Source organism: Brucella sp. MAB-22 (genome assembly GCF_025908475.1).
In the GTDB taxonomy this organism is placed as follows: domain Bacteria; phylum Pseudomonadota; class Alphaproteobacteria; order Rhizobiales; family Rhizobiaceae; genus Brucella; species Brucella anthropi.
Genome location: NZ_CP109782.1, coordinates 1670069 through 1687843, shown reverse-complemented (window position 1 = coordinate 1687843; position 17775 = coordinate 1670069). Strand labels below are relative to the sequence as shown.

The window sequence follows — 17775 nt, the reverse complement described above, 5'->3', positions numbered from 1 at the left end:
CGAGTGCTGCGTACTTTCGACATCATCATGATAGCGGCGATGCTGGTGGCGGCGACCGTCACCTACACGATCAAATATGACGCGGAAAAGCAGATCGCGGTCATCGCCAAGCTGAAGCGACAGATCGACTCCGAGAAGGACACGATCACGCTCCTGCGCGCCGACTGGGCATTGATGACCCAGCCTGGTCGTCTGCAAAGTCTCGTTGGTGTCTACGAAAAGGAACTCAACCTCCAGTCGATCGAAGCCGAACAGCTTGTGCTGGGTGTCCACGAAATTCCGGAACGTCCGGTTGACGATATCCAGAAGATCATCTCCGGCAGCGATGAACTGCTTGCAAGTGGCGTGCTTGAAAAGGATGCCATCACGACCGGTAGCGTCAAGAAAAGCGGGGCGAGGCACTGATCATGCGGCTGAGACTTTTCAGAAAAAAGAATATGCAGGCGGATGACGGTGTTGAGCCGGTTGGCGATGAAAAGCTGGCCGGCAACATGGCGTTTGTCGGCTCGCGCAAAAAGCATGGCAACCGCGCGCGCAATCGCCTCTGGATGGCCATCGCCTGTTTTGTCGGCATCTATGGTGTGATGGGTGGCAAGCTCATCTATTTTGGTGTCATCGGCGGCGAAAATGAGGATAATGCAGGCCCGGCGGTTCACCAGCTCGCGTCGCGCCCGGATATTCTCGACCGTAACGGCGAAATCCTCGCGACCGACATCAAGACTGCTTCGCTCTATGCAGAGCCGCGCAAGATCGTAGATCCCGACGAAACCATCGAAATGCTGTCGACGGTGCTGCCCGATCTTGATTGGGAAGCGACATATAAGCGTTTGAAAAGTGGTGCCGGTTTCGTCTGGATCAAGCGAGGACTGACGCCCCGCCAGCAGAGCCAGATCATGGCTCTCGGCGTGCCGGGCATCGGCTTCCGTACGGAAAAGCGCCGCTTCTATCCGGGTGGCCCGACCGCGTCGCATATTCTCGGTCTCGTCAATGTCGACAATCAGGGCATTGCGGGCATGGAGAAATATATCGACAGTCAGGGGCTGACTGACCTGCGCTCCGTGGGGCTCGCAACCGGACAGTCGCTGGAGCCGGTGCGCCTCTCGATCGATATTCGTGTGCAACACATCATGCGTGACGTACTCGTCAAGGCCATGGAACGCTACCGGGCAATTGCTGCCGGGGCTGTGGTGCTGAACGTCAAGACCGGCGAAGTGATTGCCATGGCATCGGTGCCGGATTTTGATCCGAACAACCCGGTCCATGCTCTGGACAAGGACCGCCTGAACCGCATGTCGGCAGGCACCTATGAAATGGGTTCGACCATCAAGAGCTTTACCACGGCGATGGCGCTCGATTCCGGTAAGTTCAACCTGCAGTCGAAACTCGATGCCAGCCGTCCGCTGGTGTTCGGTCGCCAAACGATCCGTGACTTCCACGGCAAGGGCCGCTGGCTGACGCTGCCGGAAGTCTTCATCTTCTCGTCCAATATCGGTTCGGGCCGCGAGGCGGATGCCGTCGGCATTGAAGGCCATCGCGCATTCCTCAAGAAGATCGGCCTTCTCGACCGCATGCAGACGGAGTTGCCGGAAGTGGCGCGTCCCGTCGAACCTCGTGTGTGGAAGAAGGTCCACTCGATGACCATTTCGTTCGGCCACGGCATGATGACGACGCCGTTGCAGACGGCGGTCGGTGCGGCTGCACTGATGAATGGCGGCAAGCTGATGGAGCCGACTTTCCTGATGCGTACGCAGGCTCAGGCTGATCAGGTGGCCAAGCAGGTCATTCATCCACAGGTTTCTGCGGATATGCGTTACCTCTATCGCCTCAACGCGACCGCTCAGGGCGGCTCCGGCAAGCGGGCCACTGTTCCGGGCTACCGCGTCGGCGGCAAGACCGGCACGGCGGAAAAGGTTGTGAATGGCCGCTACTCGAAGGACGTGCGCTTCAACGCATTTCTGGCGTCATTTCCGATGGATGATCCGACCTATGTCGTGCTGACCATCATCGACGAGCCGAAGCCGGAAGAAGGCAAGTTCAGCGCAACCGCAGGTCTCAACGCAGCACCCATGGTTTCGGAGATCATCCGCCGGTCTGCATCGTTCCTCGGTGTGAAGCCCGATTTCCAACTCGAAGCCCAGCCAGCAATGGTTAGCAATTTAAGCGGCAAGCCTGATTTTCAACAGGAAGTGTCGCCAGCAATGGTTTCCAACGAATACGACTGATTCGCATAAAGCAGCCCTTGCAGCGAAACGCGCACAACTGAATCTGGATTTGGTATGACCATGAAACTGAAGGAAATCGTTCTCTTTAAGGAACTGGCCTCCGGCGATGCCGGTGAGGTGGAGATCACCGGCGTCACGTCGGACTCCCGCAAGGTCGAACGCGGTTTTCTTTTCGCAGCGTTGAAAGGCGTGAAAGCAGACGGTGCGGCTTTTGTCGCCGATGCCGTCAAGCGCGGTGCCAGCGCCATCATCGCAGGCAAGGATACGGCTGTCGCTGACGCAGGTGTGCCGGTTCTTCATGTCGATGATCCCCGCCTTGCATTGGCAGTTGCTGCGGCGCAGTTCTATGGCAAGCAGCCACAAGTTATGGTTGCGGTTACAGGCACCAGCGGCAAGACTTCCGTCGCGTCCTTTGCACGACAGATTTGGGCCTATGCCGGTTTTCCGGCGGCGAATATCGGTACGACCGGCGTGTTCTCGCCGACGCGCAGCGACTATAATTCGCTGACAACACCCGATCCGGTGGAGTTGCATCGTGTTCTGGCAGAGCTTGCCGATGAAGGCGTGACCCATGCGGCCATGGAAGCTTCGTCGCATGGCCTTGATCAGCGTCGTCTCGATGGTGTCAAGCTCGCTGCCGGTGCGTTTACCAATCTCGGTCGCGACCATATGGATTATCACGCGACCATCGAGGAATATCTTGGCGCGAAGATGCGTCTCTTCAACACGCTTTTGCCGAAGGGGGCGCCAGCCATCATCTTCTCCGACGATCATTTCTCGGCGCAGGCCATCGAGGCGGCGACGCTTGCTGGATGCGACGTGAAGACGGTCGGACGAAAAGGCAATTTCATTGCTCTCAAGCGGGTCGAGCACGAGCGTTTCCGCCAGCATGTCGAAGTGCGCATCGGCGATGAGATTTTTGAGATCGAACTGCCGCTCGCCGGAGATTTTCAGGTCGCAAATGCGCTGGTTGCCGCAGGGCTTGCCATGGTTACGGGCGTTCCGGCTGCGGCTGCAATGCGTGCCTTGGCGCTCCTCAAAGGCGCACCGGGACGGCTCGATCTCGTCGGTGCGACGGAAGATGGCGCTCCAGCCTATGTCGATTACGCCCATAAGCCTGAGGCGTTGGAAAATGTTCTGACTTCGGTGCGTCCGTTCACGACGGGCCGGGTGATCGTGGTCTTCGGTTGTGGCGGCGACCGCGACAAGGGAAAGCGTCCGATCATGGGCGAAATCGCCTCGCGACTGGCGGATGTGGCAATCGTCACGGACGACAATCCGCGCTCGGAGGTTCCAGCCCAAATCCGCTCGGAAATCATGGCAGCAGCGCCGGGCGCGACCGAAATTGGTGATCGTCGAGAGGCTATCTTTACCGCTGTTTCCATGATGCAGGCGGGCGATACGCTGGTCGTTGCAGGCAAGGGGCATGAAGAGGGCCAGATTGTCGGCAGCATTACCTTGCCGTTCTCTGATCATGCGGAAGTTGCAGCAGCACTTGCTGCCCGCCTTGAGGAGCGCTCGGAATGAGTGACTGGCTCTGGACATCCAACGATATGGTTGAAGCCATGGAAGGCAGGCCCTTTGGCAACCTTCCCGGCGGCATAACCGGCATCTCAATCGACAGCCGTTCGCTGAAACCGGGCGAGGCTTTTTTCGCCATCAAGGGCGAACAGTTCGACGGGCATGATTTCGTAACCAGCGCCATGGCCGCTGGTGCGGGTCTTCTTGTGGTGGCCGAGCATCGTCTGCCCGCATTCGGCAATTCCAAAGTACCGATGATCGTGGTCGAGGATGTGCTTGAGGCCCTGACCAAGCTTGGCATTGCCTCGCGGGCACGCTCGAAGGCGCAGATCATCGCGGTGACGGGTTCCGTCGGCAAGACGACGACCAAGGAAGCCCTGCGTCACGTTCTTTCGGAAGTCGGCAAGGTCCATGCTTCTGTGGCGTCGTTCAACAATCATTGGGGTGTGCCGCTGACGCTTGCGCGCATGCCTGCCGATACGGATTACGGCGTTTTCGAAATCGGCATGAACCATCACGACGAAATTCGTCCGCTGGTGAAGATGGTGCGCCCGCATGTGGCGCTGATCACGCTGATTGCACCGGCACATCTTGGTCATTTCGCCAATCTGGAAGAAATCGCCGTTGCCAAGGCGGAGATTTTCGAAGGCATAGTTCCAGGCGGCTATGCGCTTCTCAATCGTGATGACAAGCGCTTCAAACAGCTGGAAGAACTGGCCGAAAAGGCTGGTGTCGAACACATTGCCACATTCGGCGAGAACGCCCGGTCCGACTATCGTCTGCGCGAAGTGAAGCTGCACCCAACCTGCTCTTGCATGACGGTCAAAATCGGAACGCATGAAGCAGCCGTGAAGGTTGGTATGCCGGGCCGTCATATTGTGCAGAACATGCTCGCCGTTCTTGGGGCCGCTGATCTGGTCGGAGCTGATATCGCCAAGGTGATGATGGCCATGGCGACGCTTTCTGCCGAAGGCGGTCGCGGCGCGCGCCATGTGCTTCAGCATCCTGAAGGAACCTTCACGCTGATTGATGAGAGCTACAACGCCAATCCGACCTCGATGCGCGCAGCCCTGTCGTTGTTGCATTCGACCACACCGGAAGGCTCGCGTGGTCGTCGCATCGCAGTTCTGGGGGACATGCTGGAGCTTGGCCGTCAATCGGGCAAACTTCATGCCGATCTCGCGCGCCCGATCGTGGATGCTGAAGTGAACACGCTTTTTATCGGTGGACCGGACATGTCGGCGCTGAAAAATGCCTTGCCGGTTGAAATTCAGACCGAGTACAGGCAAAGCACCGACGAATTGTTGCCGCTGGTGATCAAGGCGGTCCGTCCGGGCGATGTCATCATGGTGAAATCGTCGAAGGGGATCGGCTTTTCCAAAATCGTCAAGACGTTGATCAGCCAGTTTCCGCCGGTGGAACCCGCGGAGTAAGCGGTATTTGAGGGATTTTTCTCTACATGTTGATGCTTCTCACCTTCTTCGCCGAACATATGACACCGCTCAATGTGTTCCGCTACATTACCTTCCGCACCGGCGGCGCGATGATTACATCGGCGCTGATCGTGTTCCTGTTCGGCCCGTCGATCATCAACTCGCTCCGGGTGCGTCAGGGGAAAGGCCAGCCGATCCGCGCTGACGGTCCGCAGACCCATTTCAAGAAGGCCGGTACGCCCACCATGGGCGGTCTTATGATCATGACCGGCATTCTTGTGTCGTGCCTGCTCTGGGCCAATCTGGCCAGCGTCTATGTCTGGGTCGTTCTGCTGGTTACGGTGGGTTTCGGCGCCATCGGCTTCTATGATGATTATCTCAAGGTGACGAAGCAGTCTGACAAGGGCTTTTCCGGCAAGGCGCGTCTTGGCATCGAATTCCTGATCGCCGCTGTTGCCGCTTTTGTCATCATGCGGGCAGGGCAGGAGCCGTTCTCCTCTTCGCTGACATTTCCGTTTGCCAAGCAGTTCGTCGTCAATCTGAGTTGGTTCTTCATTCCGTTTGCAGCCTTCGTCATGGTTGGCGCAGGCAATGCCGTAAACCTGACAGATGGTCTCGACGGGCTTGCAATTGTACCGGTCATGGTGGCCGCGGCGTCTTTCGGCTTCATTGCCTATCTTTCCGGCAACGCGATCTTCGCTGACTATCTGCAAATTCATTTCGTGCCGGGCACAGGTGAACTTGCTGTGGTTCTTGGCGCTGTTATCGGCGCGGGCCTCGGCTTCCTGTGGTTCAATGCGCCTCCCGCCGCTATCTTCATGGGCGATACGGGTTCGCTGGCGCTGGGTGGTATGCTGGGCACCGTTGCGGTTGCAACGAAGCATGAAATCGTTCTCGCCATCATCGGTGGCCTGTTCGTCGTCGAAGCGCTTTCCGTCATCATTCAGGTTGGCTCCTTCAAGCTGACCGGCAAGCGTGTCTTCCTCATGGCGCCTATTCACCACCATTTCGAAAAGAAGGGCTGGACCGAGAGCCAGGTCGTGATCCGGTTCTGGATCGTTGCGATCATTCTCGCGATGATCGGTCTTTCCACCCTGAAGCTCAGATAACAGGCATATCGAATGATCCCGATCACCGCCCTCAAGGATAAGACAGTCGCCCTTTTCGGACTGGGCGGGTCGGGTATCGCGACCGCCAAGGCCATTCTTGCGGGCGGCGCAAAGATCATTGCCTGGGATGACAATCCCGACAGTGTTGCCCGTGCCCAGAGCGCGGGCATTGCCACAGGCGATCTGCGACAGGCTGACTGGTCGCAATTTGCGGCTTTCGTGCTTTCGCCGGGCGTTCCGCTGACCCATCCAAAGCCACACTGGACTGTCGATCTGGCTCATGCCGCAGGTGTCGAAATCATCGGCGACGTGGAGCTGTTTGTCCGCGAGCGCAATCACATTGCTCCCGATTGCCCGTTCATCGCCATCACCGGCACCAACGGCAAATCGACGACGACCGCTTTGATCGCCCATATCATCAAGGCTTCCGGTCGGGATATGCAGCTTGGCGGCAATATCGGCACCGCAATCCTGACGCTGGAGCCGCCGCAGGCAAATCGCTTCTATGTGGTCGAATGTTCATCCTATCAGATCGATTTGGCGCCATCGCTGAACCCGACGGCGGGCATTCTGCTCAATCTGACACCGGATCATCTCGACCGTCATGGTTCGATGGAAAACTATGCCGCGATCAAGGAACGTCTGGTGGCGGCGAGCGACACGGCAATTGTCGGCGTTGATGATGATTATTGCGAAGCCATTGCGGACCGGCTTTATCGCGATGGTGTACACGTCGTGCGAATTTCCAAGGAAAGGCACCTCGGCAAAGGCTATTTCGCTGACGGCGCAAAGCTGCTCTGGTCGCAGGACGGGGAAATTGACGAAATCGCTTCCCTGGAAGGTATCGGTTCGCTGCGCGGCGCGCATAATGCGCAGAACGCGCTTGCGGCTGTCGTCGCGTGCCTGTCAGTGGGCTTAAGCCTTGAAGAAATCGATGCGGGATTGAAGAGCTTTCCCGGCCTGGCCCATCGCATGGAACAGGTTGGGCATCGCGGAAAAGTACTGTTCGTCAACGATTCCAAAGCAACCAATGCGGAAGCAACGGCTCCGGCATTGTCGTCCTTTCCGCAGAACATCTACTGGATTGCAGGTGGTGTGCCGAAAGCTGGCGGAATTGCTTCGCTGGCCGGGTTCTTCCCGCGGATTGCCAAGGCCTATCTGATCGGCGAAGCCGCAGCACAGTTTGCTGCAACGCTTGGCGATGCGGCGCCGTTCGAGATTTCCGACACGCTTGCAGTCGCTGTCGAGCACGCTGCCCGCGATGCCGGTAACGATGCTGCTCCCGAACCGGTTGTGCTGCTGTCGCCCGCTTGCGCCAGCTTCGACCAGTTCCAGAATTTTGAAAAACGCGGCGATGCATTCCGTAGCGCTGTTCTGGCGCTTCCGGGTGTTGAACCGATAGGAGGAAAAAGCTGATGGTAAGCCGTGTCGATCGCGGTCCTGTCGCCAATTGGTGGTGGACAATAGACCGCTTCTTCCTCGCTGCATGTCTGGCCCTGATGGGGCTTGGCATTCTGCTGTCATTCGCCGCAAGTCCTGCCGTGGCCCAGCGTATCGGCCTCGACGGGTTCCACTTTGTCGAACGCCAGATTTTCTTCATGCTGCCGGCGGTGGCCGTCATGATCGGCGTGTCGTTTCTGTCGCCGCGCCAGATCAGGCGATTTGCTTTGATCCTGCTCGGCATTTCGCTTGTATTGATGGTTGCCGCACTGTTCTTCGGTATCGAAGTGAAAGGTGCGCGGCGCTGGGTCAATCTGGCGGGTATCTCTATCCAGCCGTCGGAATTCATGAAGCCTGCATTCGTGGTGGTTTGCGCCTGGCTGTTCTCGGAGCGTGAACGCGGTGGCGAAATGCCCGGCAATTTTCTTGCCATGCTGCTGTTCGGCACCGTTGCTGCTTTGCTCGTCCTTCAGCCTGACCTTGGCCAGACAATGCTGACCACAGGCACATGGGGTGCCATGTTCTTCCTCGCCGGTCTGCCGATGTTCTGGATTCTGGTTCTTGGCGGTCTTGCGGTTTGCGGCGGCATCTCAGCCTATTTCATGTTCGATCACGTGGCGGGTCGTATCAATCGGTTCATGACAGGCGAGGGCGATACGTTCCAGGTCGATGCCGGACGCGAAGCGATTCTGCGTGGCGGCTGGTTCGGACAAGGTCCGGGCGAAGGCACCATCAAGCGCATCATCCCGGACAGCCATACCGATTTCATTTTCTCGGTTGCAGCAGAAGAATACGGCATCATCCTGTGCATGATCATCATGCTGCTGTTCGCATTCATCGTCGTGCGCGGCCTTTCGATTGCGCTGCGCGAGCGTGATCCGTTCACCCGTCTGGCCGTCTCGGGGATTGTCATTCTGTTCGGCTTCCAGTCGATCATCAACATGGCTGTGAACCTGCATCTCATGCCTGCAAAGGGAATGACCCTGCCGTTCATCTCCTATGGCGGTTCCTCGCTCATTGCCATCGCCATCACGATGGGCATCCTTCTGGCTCTGACGCGCCGCCGTCCGGAAGCCCGCATGACCCATACGGTCGGTAGCGGTGTCGATATGGGCAAACGCATTCCTGCGCTGTGAGGGGCTGATGGTAAAAGGCGTAATCGTACTGGCCGCCGGAGGAACGGGCGGCCATCTCTTTCCGGCGGAAGCGCTGGCGCATGAATTGAAGGCACGTGGTTGGGACGTCCATCTGGCGACCGATGCGCGCGCGCAGCGTTTCGCGGGTGCCTTCGCGGAAGATCATGTTCATGTCATTCGTTCGGCAACAATTGCAGGCCGCAACCCGATAGCGCTCCTGAAGACGTTCTGGTCACTATGGCAGGGTAATCTCGATTCCCGTAAATTGTTCCGCAGGCTGAAGCCCAAACTCGTCGCGGGCTTTGGTGGCTATCCAACACTGCCGCCGCTCTATGCCGCGAGCAACATGAACATCCCGACGATGGTGCACGAGCAGAATGCCGTCATGGGCCGCGCCAACAAAGGGCTTGCAGGTCGCGTGAAAGCAATTGCTGGTGGTTTCCTGCCCGAGACCGGCGGGGTCTATGCCGAAAAGACGGTCACGACCGGCAATCCGGTGCGTCCTCCAGTTCTGGCCGCGGCTGAGACTTCTTACAAGCCGGTCAAGGCGGATGAACGGTTCCGCCTGCTGGTTTTTGGCGGTAGCCAGGGCGCACAGTTCTTTTCGACAGCCATTCCCGCTGCCGTGGCCTTGCTGCCGGATAGGGACCGGGCGCGGCTGCTGATCACCCAGCAGGCCCGCAAGGAAGACGAAGCCGCTGTGCGCGAAGCTTACAAGAAGCTTGGTGTTCCCGCTGATGTTGCGCCGTTTTTCAACGATATGCCAGCACGCATGGCGGATGCCCAGTTCGTGATTTCGCGGTCCGGTGCTTCGACCGTTTCGGAGATCACGGTGATTGGTCGCCCGGCCATGCTGGTGCCGTTTCCGCACGCGCTCGATCACGATCAGGCAGCGAACGCAGCAGCGCTCGCGGCTGTCGGCGGCGGTGAGGTCGTTCGCCAGTCGGAATTGTCGCCAGAACGCTTGGCCGCGATACTCCAGGCTGCGATGAATGAGCCACAGCGCCTCGAAGCACAAGCAAAAGCTGCAAAAAGCGTTGGTAAGCCGGATGCAGCGCAGTTGCTTGCTGATCTGGCAGAGGCTATTGCAGCAGGTAAATCTGTTCAGGAATTCAAAGAAGGAACTCGGCCATGAAAATGCCGCTGAATATCGGGCTTGTCCATTTCATCGGAATTGGCGGCATCGGCATGAGCGGTATTGCCGAAGTGCTGCACAATCTCGGCTATCATGTACAGGGCTCTGACCAGTCCGACAGCGCCAATGTGCAGCGCCTGCGTGAAAAAGGCATTGAGGTCTTTGTCGGCCACAAGGCTGAAAACATCGGCGATGCCGAAGTTGTTGTCGTTTCGACGGCGATCAAGAAGAACAATCCCGAGCTGGTTGCTGCACGCGAAAAGCTGCTGCCTATCGTGCGCCGCGCCGAAATGCTGGCTGAGTTGATGCGCTTCCGTCATGCGGTTGCGATTGGCGGTACGCATGGTAAGACCACCACGACCTCAATGGTCGCCGCATTGCTTGATGCCGGGCATCTTGATCCGACCGTCATCAATGGCGGTATCATCAATGCCTATGGAACCAATGCCCGTATGGGCGATGGTGACTGGATGGTGGTGGAAGCGGATGAAAGCGACGGTACGTTCCTCAAGCTTCCGGCTGATATTGCGGTCGTCACCAATATCGACCCGGAACATCTTGACCATTACGGCAATTTCGATGCTGTGCGCGCGGCTTTCGCGCAGTTTGTCGAGAATGTTCCGTTCTATGGTTTTGGCGTGATGTGCCTTGACCATCCGGAAGTGCAGGCTCTGGTGAGCCGCATCGAAGACCGGCGTATTGTGACTTACGGCCAGAACCCGCAGGCCGACGTGCGTTTTATCAATCACCGGATGGATGGCGCGGCGAGCCTGTTCGATGTCGTGATCCGCTCCCGCAAGGGCGAGGCGACCGAGATCAAGGATCTGCGTCTGCCGATGCCGGGCCAGCACAACGTATCCAATGCGACGGCAGCAATCGCGGTTGCGCATGAACTGGGTATCTCTGCCGACGATATTCGTCGCGGTCTTGGCTCGTTCGGCGGCGTGAAACGTCGCTTTACCCATACAGGCACGTGGAACGGCGTCGAGATATTCGATGATTATGGCCATCACCCGGTTGAAATCCGGGCCGTGCTGAAAGCTGCGCGTGAAGCCACGAAAGGTCGTGTGGTCGCCATTGTGCAGCCCCACCGCTATACGCGTCTGGCAAGCCTCTTTGATGAATTCGCGGCATGTTTCAACGATGCCGATACGGTTATCGTAGCGCCGGTCTATACGGCTGGCGAAGACCCTATCGAAGGCGTCAATTCCGAGGCGCTCGTATCGCGCATCAAGACCGCAGGTCATCGCGATGCGCGCTATGCCAGCGGGCCAGAAGCACTGGCACCGCTGGTTGCTTCGATAGCGGAGCCGGGCGACTTCGTGGTCTGCCTCGGCGCAGGCAATATTACGCAGTGGGCATATGCGCTGCCGAAAGAACTGGCTGAACAGGGTAAGAAGTAAGATGGAAAGCGGCGAGACGCTTCTGAAGAAGCTCGACGGCAAATTGTCGGGCTTGCGTGGTCGGCTGACGCCCGATGCCGGCATGGACAAAATCACCTGGTTCCGCGCTGGCGGACCGGCACAGGTTCTGTTTCAGCCTGCCGATGAAGAAGACCTCTCCTCATTTCTGAAGGCTGTGCCGGAAGAGGTACCGATTCTCGTGGTTGGCATCGGCTCCAACCTGCTCGTGCGCGATGGCGGTGTTCCAGGCTTTGTCGTGCGGCTTTCCGCAAAAGGCTTCGGTGAAGTCGATCAGGTTTCTGAGACGCAGCTGCGGGCAGGCGCGGCGACGCCTGACAAGCGCGTGGCCGCAGCGGCGCTGGAAGCGGGGCTGGCTGGCTTCCACTTCTACCATGGCATACCCGGCGGCATGGGCGGGGCTTTGCGCATGAATGCAGGCGCCAACGGCGTGGAAACGCGCGAGCGCGTCGTGGAGGTTCGCGCCCTTGATCGCAAGGGCGAGGTGCATGTGCTTTCCAATGCGGATATGGGCTACGCGTATCGGCATTCCTCAGCATCGCCGGATCTGATTTTTACCTCTGTCTTGTTCGAGGGAACTCCCGGCGAGCATGAAGCGATCAAACAAGCCATGGACGAGGTGCAGCATCATCGTGAGACGGTGCAGCCTGTACGCGAAAAGACAGGCGGCTCGACCTTCAAGAATCCGGAAGGCACATCGGCCTGGAAGGAAATCGACAAGGCAGGTTGCCGCGGTTTGCGCGTCGGAGGCGCGCAGATGTCCGAAATGCACTGCAATTTTATGATCAATACAGGCACCGCAACGGGGCACGATCTGGAGACTTTGGGCGAAACGGTTCGCGCCAGAGTTTTTGAAAATTCGGGTATTCGCCTTCATTGGGAAATCAAACGTCTCGGTTTGTTCCGCGAGGGCGAGCCGGTTGAAGAGTTTCTTGGAAAATTTTGATAAAAAAGTTGCCCGGATTTTCTACCTGATATTCCGGGCTTTTTTGCCTTCACAAGCGACGCGTAAGGTTCGTCCCTTTCTATAGGGTCTTGTCACGGAATCAATCCTCTGATTCTTTAGGGTTAACCACACAGTGATTTGATTCGGCAGGATTTTCCTGCCGCGGGTGCCTGCGGCCTTTGCTGCTGGGTTACTCGGATTCTGTTTAATTGATGCGCAGGGGATTGCGCAGAGGGGATGCTAACATGACGGGAAAGCACGTCGCCGTTTTGATGGGCGGTTTCTCTTCGGAGCGCCCGGTCAGCTTGTCCTCCGGAACGGCTTGCGCTGCGACCCTTGAAGAGCGCGGCTATTGCGTGACGCGTATTGATGTGGATCGCAATGTTGCCAGCGTTCTTGCCGAACTGAAGCCCGACGTTGCGTTCAATGCGCTGCATGGCCCTTTCGGTGAGGATGGCGCTATTCAGGGCGTTCTCGAATATCTCCAGATTCCCTACACGCATTCGGGTGTGCTCGCATCGGCGCTCGCCATGGACAAGGACCGCGCCAAGAAGGTTGCGGCTGCTGCCGGTGTTGCTGTTGCTTCCTCGCTTCTGCTCAACCGTTTTGAGATCGGCACTGGGCATCCGATGGAGCCGCCTTACGTGGTCAAGCCTGTTCGCGAAGGTTCGAGCTTTGGCGTCGTGATCGTCAAGGAGGATCAGACGCATCCGCCGCAAATCATCAGTTCGGCTGAGTGGAACTACGGTGCCGAGGTTCTGGTCGAAAAATACATTCCCGGCCGGGAATTGACCTGTGCCGTGATGGGTGGCCGCGTCATGGACGTGTGTGAGATCATTCCGGTCGGTCATCAGTTCTACGATTATGATTCAAAATATGTTGCAGGCGCGTCATCTCACGTGTGTCCGGCAAAAATTTTACCAAATATTTACCAAAAAATACAAACAATGGCCCTTACGGCGCATCGGGCAATCGGGTGTCGGGGCGTAAGCCGGTCAGACTTCCGTTTCGACGATCGTTTCTCTGATGATGGCGAAGTTATCTGGCTGGAAATCAATACCCAGCCGGGGATGACTCCTACCTCGCTCGTGCCTGATATCGCCAAAGCGGCTGGTATCTCTTTCGGTGAATTGTTGAGTTGGATGGTGGAGGACGCGTCTTGTTTGCGTTGAACGGAAAATCGGACGGATATGGGCGCTCGGGCTCGATGCGGGATGCATCGGGAGCGACGGGTGCTGCTTTTGTCCTGCCGCGTTTCCTGCGCAAGCCGTTTCGCTTTGCTGCTCGCCTTTTCCAAGGCAATGTAAATATTCCGCGCCATGCAGGCACTGTCGGCATGCTGGGTTTCCTTGGTGCTACCGGCCTTTATGGCATGGCGGTTGGCGGTCACACACCGGAGGTGGTCAAGGCGACTGCTTCCACACTCGGTTTCGCAATTGAGGATATAAAGGTCGTCGGCAACAACGAGACGTCCGATATCGATATTCTGGGTCAGCTCGATCTCGATGGCGAGACATCTCTCGTCGGTCTGAGCGCTGAAGAAGCGCGCCAATCCATCGACAAGCTGCCATGGGTTGAAAGCGCAGAAGTTCGCAAGGTTTATCCTGGTACGGTTCTTGTCTCGTTGCATGAACGCAAGGCGTTCGCCATCTGGCAAAACGACAAGGATCTGGCGCTGATCGACGCCGCCGGCGATACCATCGTTCCGTTCCGTCCGGGCCGTTACAATTCGTTGCCGCTCGTCGTGGGCGAGGGCGCGGAAAAGAAGGTCAAGGGCTTCGTTGATGAAATCGCGGCCTATCCGGGTCTGGCCGGAAAGGTTCGCGCCTACATCCGTGTCGGCGACCGTCGCTGGGACCTGCTTCTGGATAATGGCGTGCGCATCATGCTGCCGGAAACCGATCCGCTGAAGGCACTCGCACAGGTCGAGAAGCTCGATCAGGACCAGCATCTTCTGTCGCGCGATATCGCTGCGGTCGATCTTCGTCTCGATGATCGCGTGACTGTTCAATTGACTGCGAGTGGCATGGAGCAGCGCCAGAAGTTTCTGGCAGAGCGTAAAAAAGAACTATCCCGCACGGGGAAGCGCGTATGAGTATTCTGGGCGGCAAGGGATCATCACAAGGCGGAGCTGCAGGGCGCAAGGTGCGCCTGTTAACGGTTCTGGATGTTGGATCGAGCAAGGTTTCCTGCGTCATCGCACGGTTGCGTCCGCATGAAGGCGGCGCACTGCTGCCAGGTCGCACGCACCGTATGGAAGTGCTCGGCATCGGCCATCAGCGTTCACGCGGCGTCAAGTCGGGCGTCATCATTGATCTGGATGCGGCAGAGCAGTCGATCCGCCTTGCGGTCGATGCAGCTGAGCGCATGGCTGGTCTGACCGTCGATAGCCTGATCGTCAATATTTCAGCCGGTCGCCTCAAGAGCGAAACCTTCACGGCAAGCGTTAATCTGGGCGGCCATGAAGTCGAGCAGACCGATATTCGCCGCGTACTGGCTGCCGGTGCCAAGCAGGCGCTCGCAGCCGAGCGTCACCTCGTTCATTCGCTTCCGGTCGGCTATACGCTCGATGGCGAACGCGGTATTCGCGATCCGCTCGGCATGCTGGGCGACAGCCTTGGCGTCGATATGCATGTGCTGACTGCCGATGCAGCGCCACTGCGCAATCTGGAGCTTTGCATCAATCGCTGCCATTTGTCGGTGGAAGCCATCGTTGCAACGCCTTATGCCAGCGGTCTTGCCGCTCTGGTCGGCGACGAAGCTGAAATGGGCGCGGCCTGCATCGATATGGGCGGCGGCACGACGACGATCTCCGTCTTCTCCGAAGGCAAGTTCATTCACGCCGATGCAGTGGCCATCGGCGGCAATCACGTGACGATGGATGTGGCTCGCGGCTTTTCCACCCGGATGGAAGATGCCGAACGTCTGAAGGTCATGTATGGCTCCGCTCTGCCGAGCGCTGCCGATGACCGCGATCTCATCTCCGTTCCGCCCATCGGCGACGATGAGCGTGATGTACCCAATCAATATCCGCGCTCGGTGCTGACGCGGATTATCCGTGCAAGAGTGGAAGAGACGCTGGAACTGGTGCGCGACAGGCTTAACCAGTCAGGTCTTGGACATATTGTCGGCAAGCGTGTGGTTCTGACCGGCGGCGCAAGCCAGCTGCCAGGAATGCCAGAGGCAGCCAGGCGAATCCTTGCAAGAAATGTACGAATCGGGCGTCCTCTAGGAATAGCGGGATTGCCTGAGGCGGCTAAGGGGGCAGCTTTTGCCGCGACCGTTGGACTTCTGATTTACCCGCAGGTGGCCGGGATAGAAGAGCGGTCGGTGAAAGCGGCTTCCTCCGGTCTCATGACCGGTACGGGTGGGCGCATTCAACGTGTCAGCCAATGGCTGAAAGAGAGTTTCTGAGTAGTAAGTATTGTGTAAGCTGTTGAAATAGCGTGTTGAATTATTGGGGCGTGACCATCTGGGTAACAACCAATCCACACCGCGGCGGCGAAGCGGTGGTAAGGCTTAAGAGGAACAAGGACCTATGACTATCAATCTGCAAAAGCCGGATATCACCGAGCTGAAGCCCCGCATCACCGTATTCGGTGTCGGCGGTGGCGGCGGCAATGCGGTCAACAACATGATCAATGCCGGTCTGCGCGGCGTGGATTTTGTCGTGGCCAACACCGACGCTCAGGCTTTGACGATGTCGAAGTCCGAACGCATGATCCAGCTCGGCGCTGCCGTTACAGAGGGTCTTGGTGCTGGTTCCCAGCCAGAAGTTGGCCGTGCGGCTGCTGAAGAGTGCATCGACGAAATCGTCGATCACCTGAATGGCACGCATATGTGCTTCGTGACCGCCGGTATGGGCGGCGGCACCGGCACCGGCGCTGCTCCGGTCGTGGCGCGCGCTGCCCGTGAACGGGGCATCCTCACCGTTGGCGTCGTGACCAAGCCTTTCCATTTCGAAGGCGCCCGCCGCATGAAGACTGCCGATCTCGGCATCGAAGAACTGCAGAAGAACGTCGATACGCTTATCGTCATTCCGAACCAGAACCTCTTCCGCATTGCCAACGACAAGACCACCTTCGCCGATGCTTTCGCAATGGCTGACCAGGTGCTTTATTCGGGCGTTGCCTGCATCACCGACCTGATGGTCAAGGAAGGCCTCATCAATCTCGACTTCGCTGACGTTCGTTCGGTGATGCGCGAAATGGGCAAGGCCATGATGGGTACGGGCGAAGCTTCCGGCGAAGGCCGTGCAATGGCTGCTGCCGAAGCTGCAATCGCTAACCCGCTGCTCGACGAAACCTCGATGCGCGGCGCGAAGGGCCTCCTGATCTCGATCACCGGTGGTCGCGACATGACCCTGTTCGAAGTCGACGAAGCTGCTACGCGTATTCGCGAAGAAGTCGATCCGGATGCGAACATCATCCTTGGCGCAACCTTCGACGAAGGCCTCGAAGGCGTCATCCGCGTTTCTGTCGTCGCTACCGGTATCGATAAGCAGTTAGGAGACGCGGCGCCTGCGCCGCTGGAATTTCGCCAGCCGGTAAAGCAGACTGCACAGGCGAAGCCAATGGCTCCGCATGGCGCACTTCGTCCTCCAGTTGTTGAACAGCCGCGTCAGGTCGATCCGATTGCCCAGGCGATCCAGTCTGCCGAAGCTGAAATTCCAGCCGCACCGGCAGCTCCTGCGGCTTCTGCTGAGCCGGAATTCCGTCCGCAGAGCCGCATTTTCCAGGCTCCGGCACCGGAGTCCTTCGAACGCGCTCCGGTTGCCCGTGCACCGATGCCGCAGGCACCGGCAGGTCATCAGGCAGCACAGCCACAGGCCTACCAGCAGCCGCAGATGCATGAACAGCCGGTTCGTGAACCGCGTCCTGCTCCGCGCATGCCTGCCGTTTCGGATTTTCCGCCGGTTGCACAGGCTGAAATCAATGCCCGTCGTGCTCCGCAGCAGCCTGCACAGGAAGAGCCGCGCGGCCCGATGAGCCTTCTGAAGCGCCTGACTCATGGTCTGTCGCGTCGTGAGGAAGATCAGCCTGCAGCCCGTCTGGAACCGGCTCAGCACCGTGAACCTGGCATGCGTCCGGCTGAACGTCGCGCTCCGCAGCAGGACTCGTCCATCTACGCACCACGTCGCGGCCAGCTTGATGATCAGGGTCGTCCGCAGCCGCGCGCAGCTTCGGAAGAAGATCAGCTCGAAATCCCGGCCTTCCTGCGCCGTCAGTCGAACTGAGCCATTTCGGTGAGTGAATAGGAAAGCCGCGGGTAACCCCCGCGGCTTTTTCGTTTCAGTAAACAAAATCAAAACATTCGTAAGAAAGCGTGATTTTGTTCAAGTCACGCAAATTATTATTTTAGTTGTAACGGGGTATGGTTCGGGCAGCACGAGTTTGTGAACCCTCTGTATTT

14 protein-coding genes are annotated in these 17775 nt (G+C 58.2%); all 14 read left to right on the top strand.

Annotation, left to right across the window (positions count from 1 at the left end):
- Positions 1 to 3 precede the first annotated feature (3 nt).
- The 14 genes from OHI65_RS17670 (at position 4) to ftsZ (ending at position 17599) form a co-directional block, all read left to right on the top strand.
- Complete coding sequence (locus OHI65_RS17670; protein WP_125300097.1) at positions 4 to 405, top strand: hypothetical protein; 402 nt, start codon at positions 4 to 6, stop codon at positions 403 to 405.
- A gap of 2 nt (positions 406 to 407) precedes the next feature.
- Positions 408 to 2222 carry a peptidoglycan D,D-transpeptidase FtsI family protein gene (locus OHI65_RS17665; RefSeq protein ID WP_125300098.1) on the top strand — a complete coding sequence of 605 codons (1815 nt, stop codon included), beginning with the start codon at positions 408 to 410 and terminating at the stop codon, positions 2220 to 2222.
- A 54-nt stretch (positions 2223 to 2276) separates the two neighbouring features.
- Entirely contained in the window at positions 2277 to 3749 is a 1473-nt protein-coding gene (locus OHI65_RS17660) for a UDP-N-acetylmuramoyl-L-alanyl-D-glutamate--2,6-diaminopimelate ligase (RefSeq protein WP_125300099.1), read from the top strand.
- Positions 3746 to 5176: a UDP-N-acetylmuramoylalanyl-D-glutamyl-2,6-diaminopimelate--D-alanyl-D-alanine ligase gene (locus tag OHI65_RS17655; protein ID WP_010659725.1), complete on the top strand. Its 1431-nt coding sequence runs from the start codon at positions 3746 to 3748 to the stop codon at positions 5174 to 5176. The genes OHI65_RS17660 and OHI65_RS17655 overlap by 4 nt, the downstream gene beginning before the upstream one ends.
- A 26-nt stretch (positions 5177 to 5202) precedes the next feature.
- The gene (gene mraY / locus OHI65_RS17650; RefSeq protein WP_012091745.1) at positions 5203 to 6285 is read left to right on the top strand and encodes a phospho-N-acetylmuramoyl-pentapeptide-transferase; all 1083 of its coding nucleotides are present in this window, start codon (positions 5203 to 5205) and stop codon (positions 6283 to 6285) included.
- Between the two features lie 12 nt (positions 6286 to 6297).
- Entirely contained in the window at positions 6298 to 7701 is a 1404-nt protein-coding gene (gene murD / locus OHI65_RS17645; protein WP_125300100.1) for a UDP-N-acetylmuramoyl-L-alanine--D-glutamate ligase, read from the top strand.
- Complete coding sequence (gene ftsW / locus OHI65_RS17640) at positions 7701 to 8861, top strand: putative lipid II flippase FtsW (RefSeq protein ID WP_125300101.1); 1161 nt, start codon at positions 7701 to 7703, stop codon at positions 8859 to 8861. Before murD ends, ftsW begins: the two co-directional genes overlap by 1 nt.
- A 7-nt stretch (positions 8862 to 8868) precedes the next feature.
- Positions 8869 to 9996 carry an undecaprenyldiphospho-muramoylpentapeptide beta-N-acetylglucosaminyltransferase gene (gene murG / locus OHI65_RS17635; protein ID WP_125300102.1) on the top strand — a complete coding sequence of 376 codons (1128 nt, stop codon included), beginning with the start codon at positions 8869 to 8871 and terminating at the stop codon, positions 9994 to 9996.
- Positions 9993 to 11399 (top strand): UDP-N-acetylmuramate--L-alanine ligase, encoded by a 1407-nt coding sequence (murC, locus tag OHI65_RS17630; RefSeq protein WP_125300103.1) that lies wholly within the window; start codon positions 9993 to 9995, stop codon positions 11397 to 11399. Before murG ends, murC begins: the two co-directional genes overlap by 4 nt.
- A 1-nt stretch (position 11400) precedes the next feature.
- Positions 11401 to 12363, top strand: a complete 963-nt coding sequence (gene murB / locus OHI65_RS17625) for a UDP-N-acetylmuramate dehydrogenase (protein ID WP_094513917.1) — start codon at positions 11401 to 11403, stop codon at positions 12361 to 12363.
- Between the two features lie 245 nt (positions 12364 to 12608).
- Positions 12609 to 13535, top strand: a complete 927-nt coding sequence (locus tag OHI65_RS17620; protein WP_264358756.1) for a D-alanine--D-alanine ligase — start codon at positions 12609 to 12611, stop codon at positions 13533 to 13535.
- Positions 13523 to 14458 carry a cell division protein FtsQ/DivIB gene (locus OHI65_RS17615; RefSeq protein ID WP_040129183.1) on the top strand — a complete coding sequence of 312 codons (936 nt, stop codon included), beginning with the start codon at positions 13523 to 13525 and terminating at the stop codon, positions 14456 to 14458. The genes OHI65_RS17620 and OHI65_RS17615 overlap by 13 nt, the downstream gene beginning before the upstream one ends.
- Complete coding sequence (gene ftsA, locus OHI65_RS17610; RefSeq protein WP_012091753.1) at positions 14455 to 15777, top strand: cell division protein FtsA; 1323 nt, start codon at positions 14455 to 14457, stop codon at positions 15775 to 15777. The genes OHI65_RS17615 and ftsA overlap by 4 nt, the downstream gene beginning before the upstream one ends.
- Before the next feature lie 124 nt (positions 15778 to 15901).
- Entirely contained in the window at positions 15902 to 17599 is a 1698-nt protein-coding gene (gene ftsZ, locus OHI65_RS17605; RefSeq protein ID WP_012091754.1) for a cell division protein FtsZ, read from the top strand.
- Positions 17600 to 17775 lie beyond the last annotated feature (176 nt).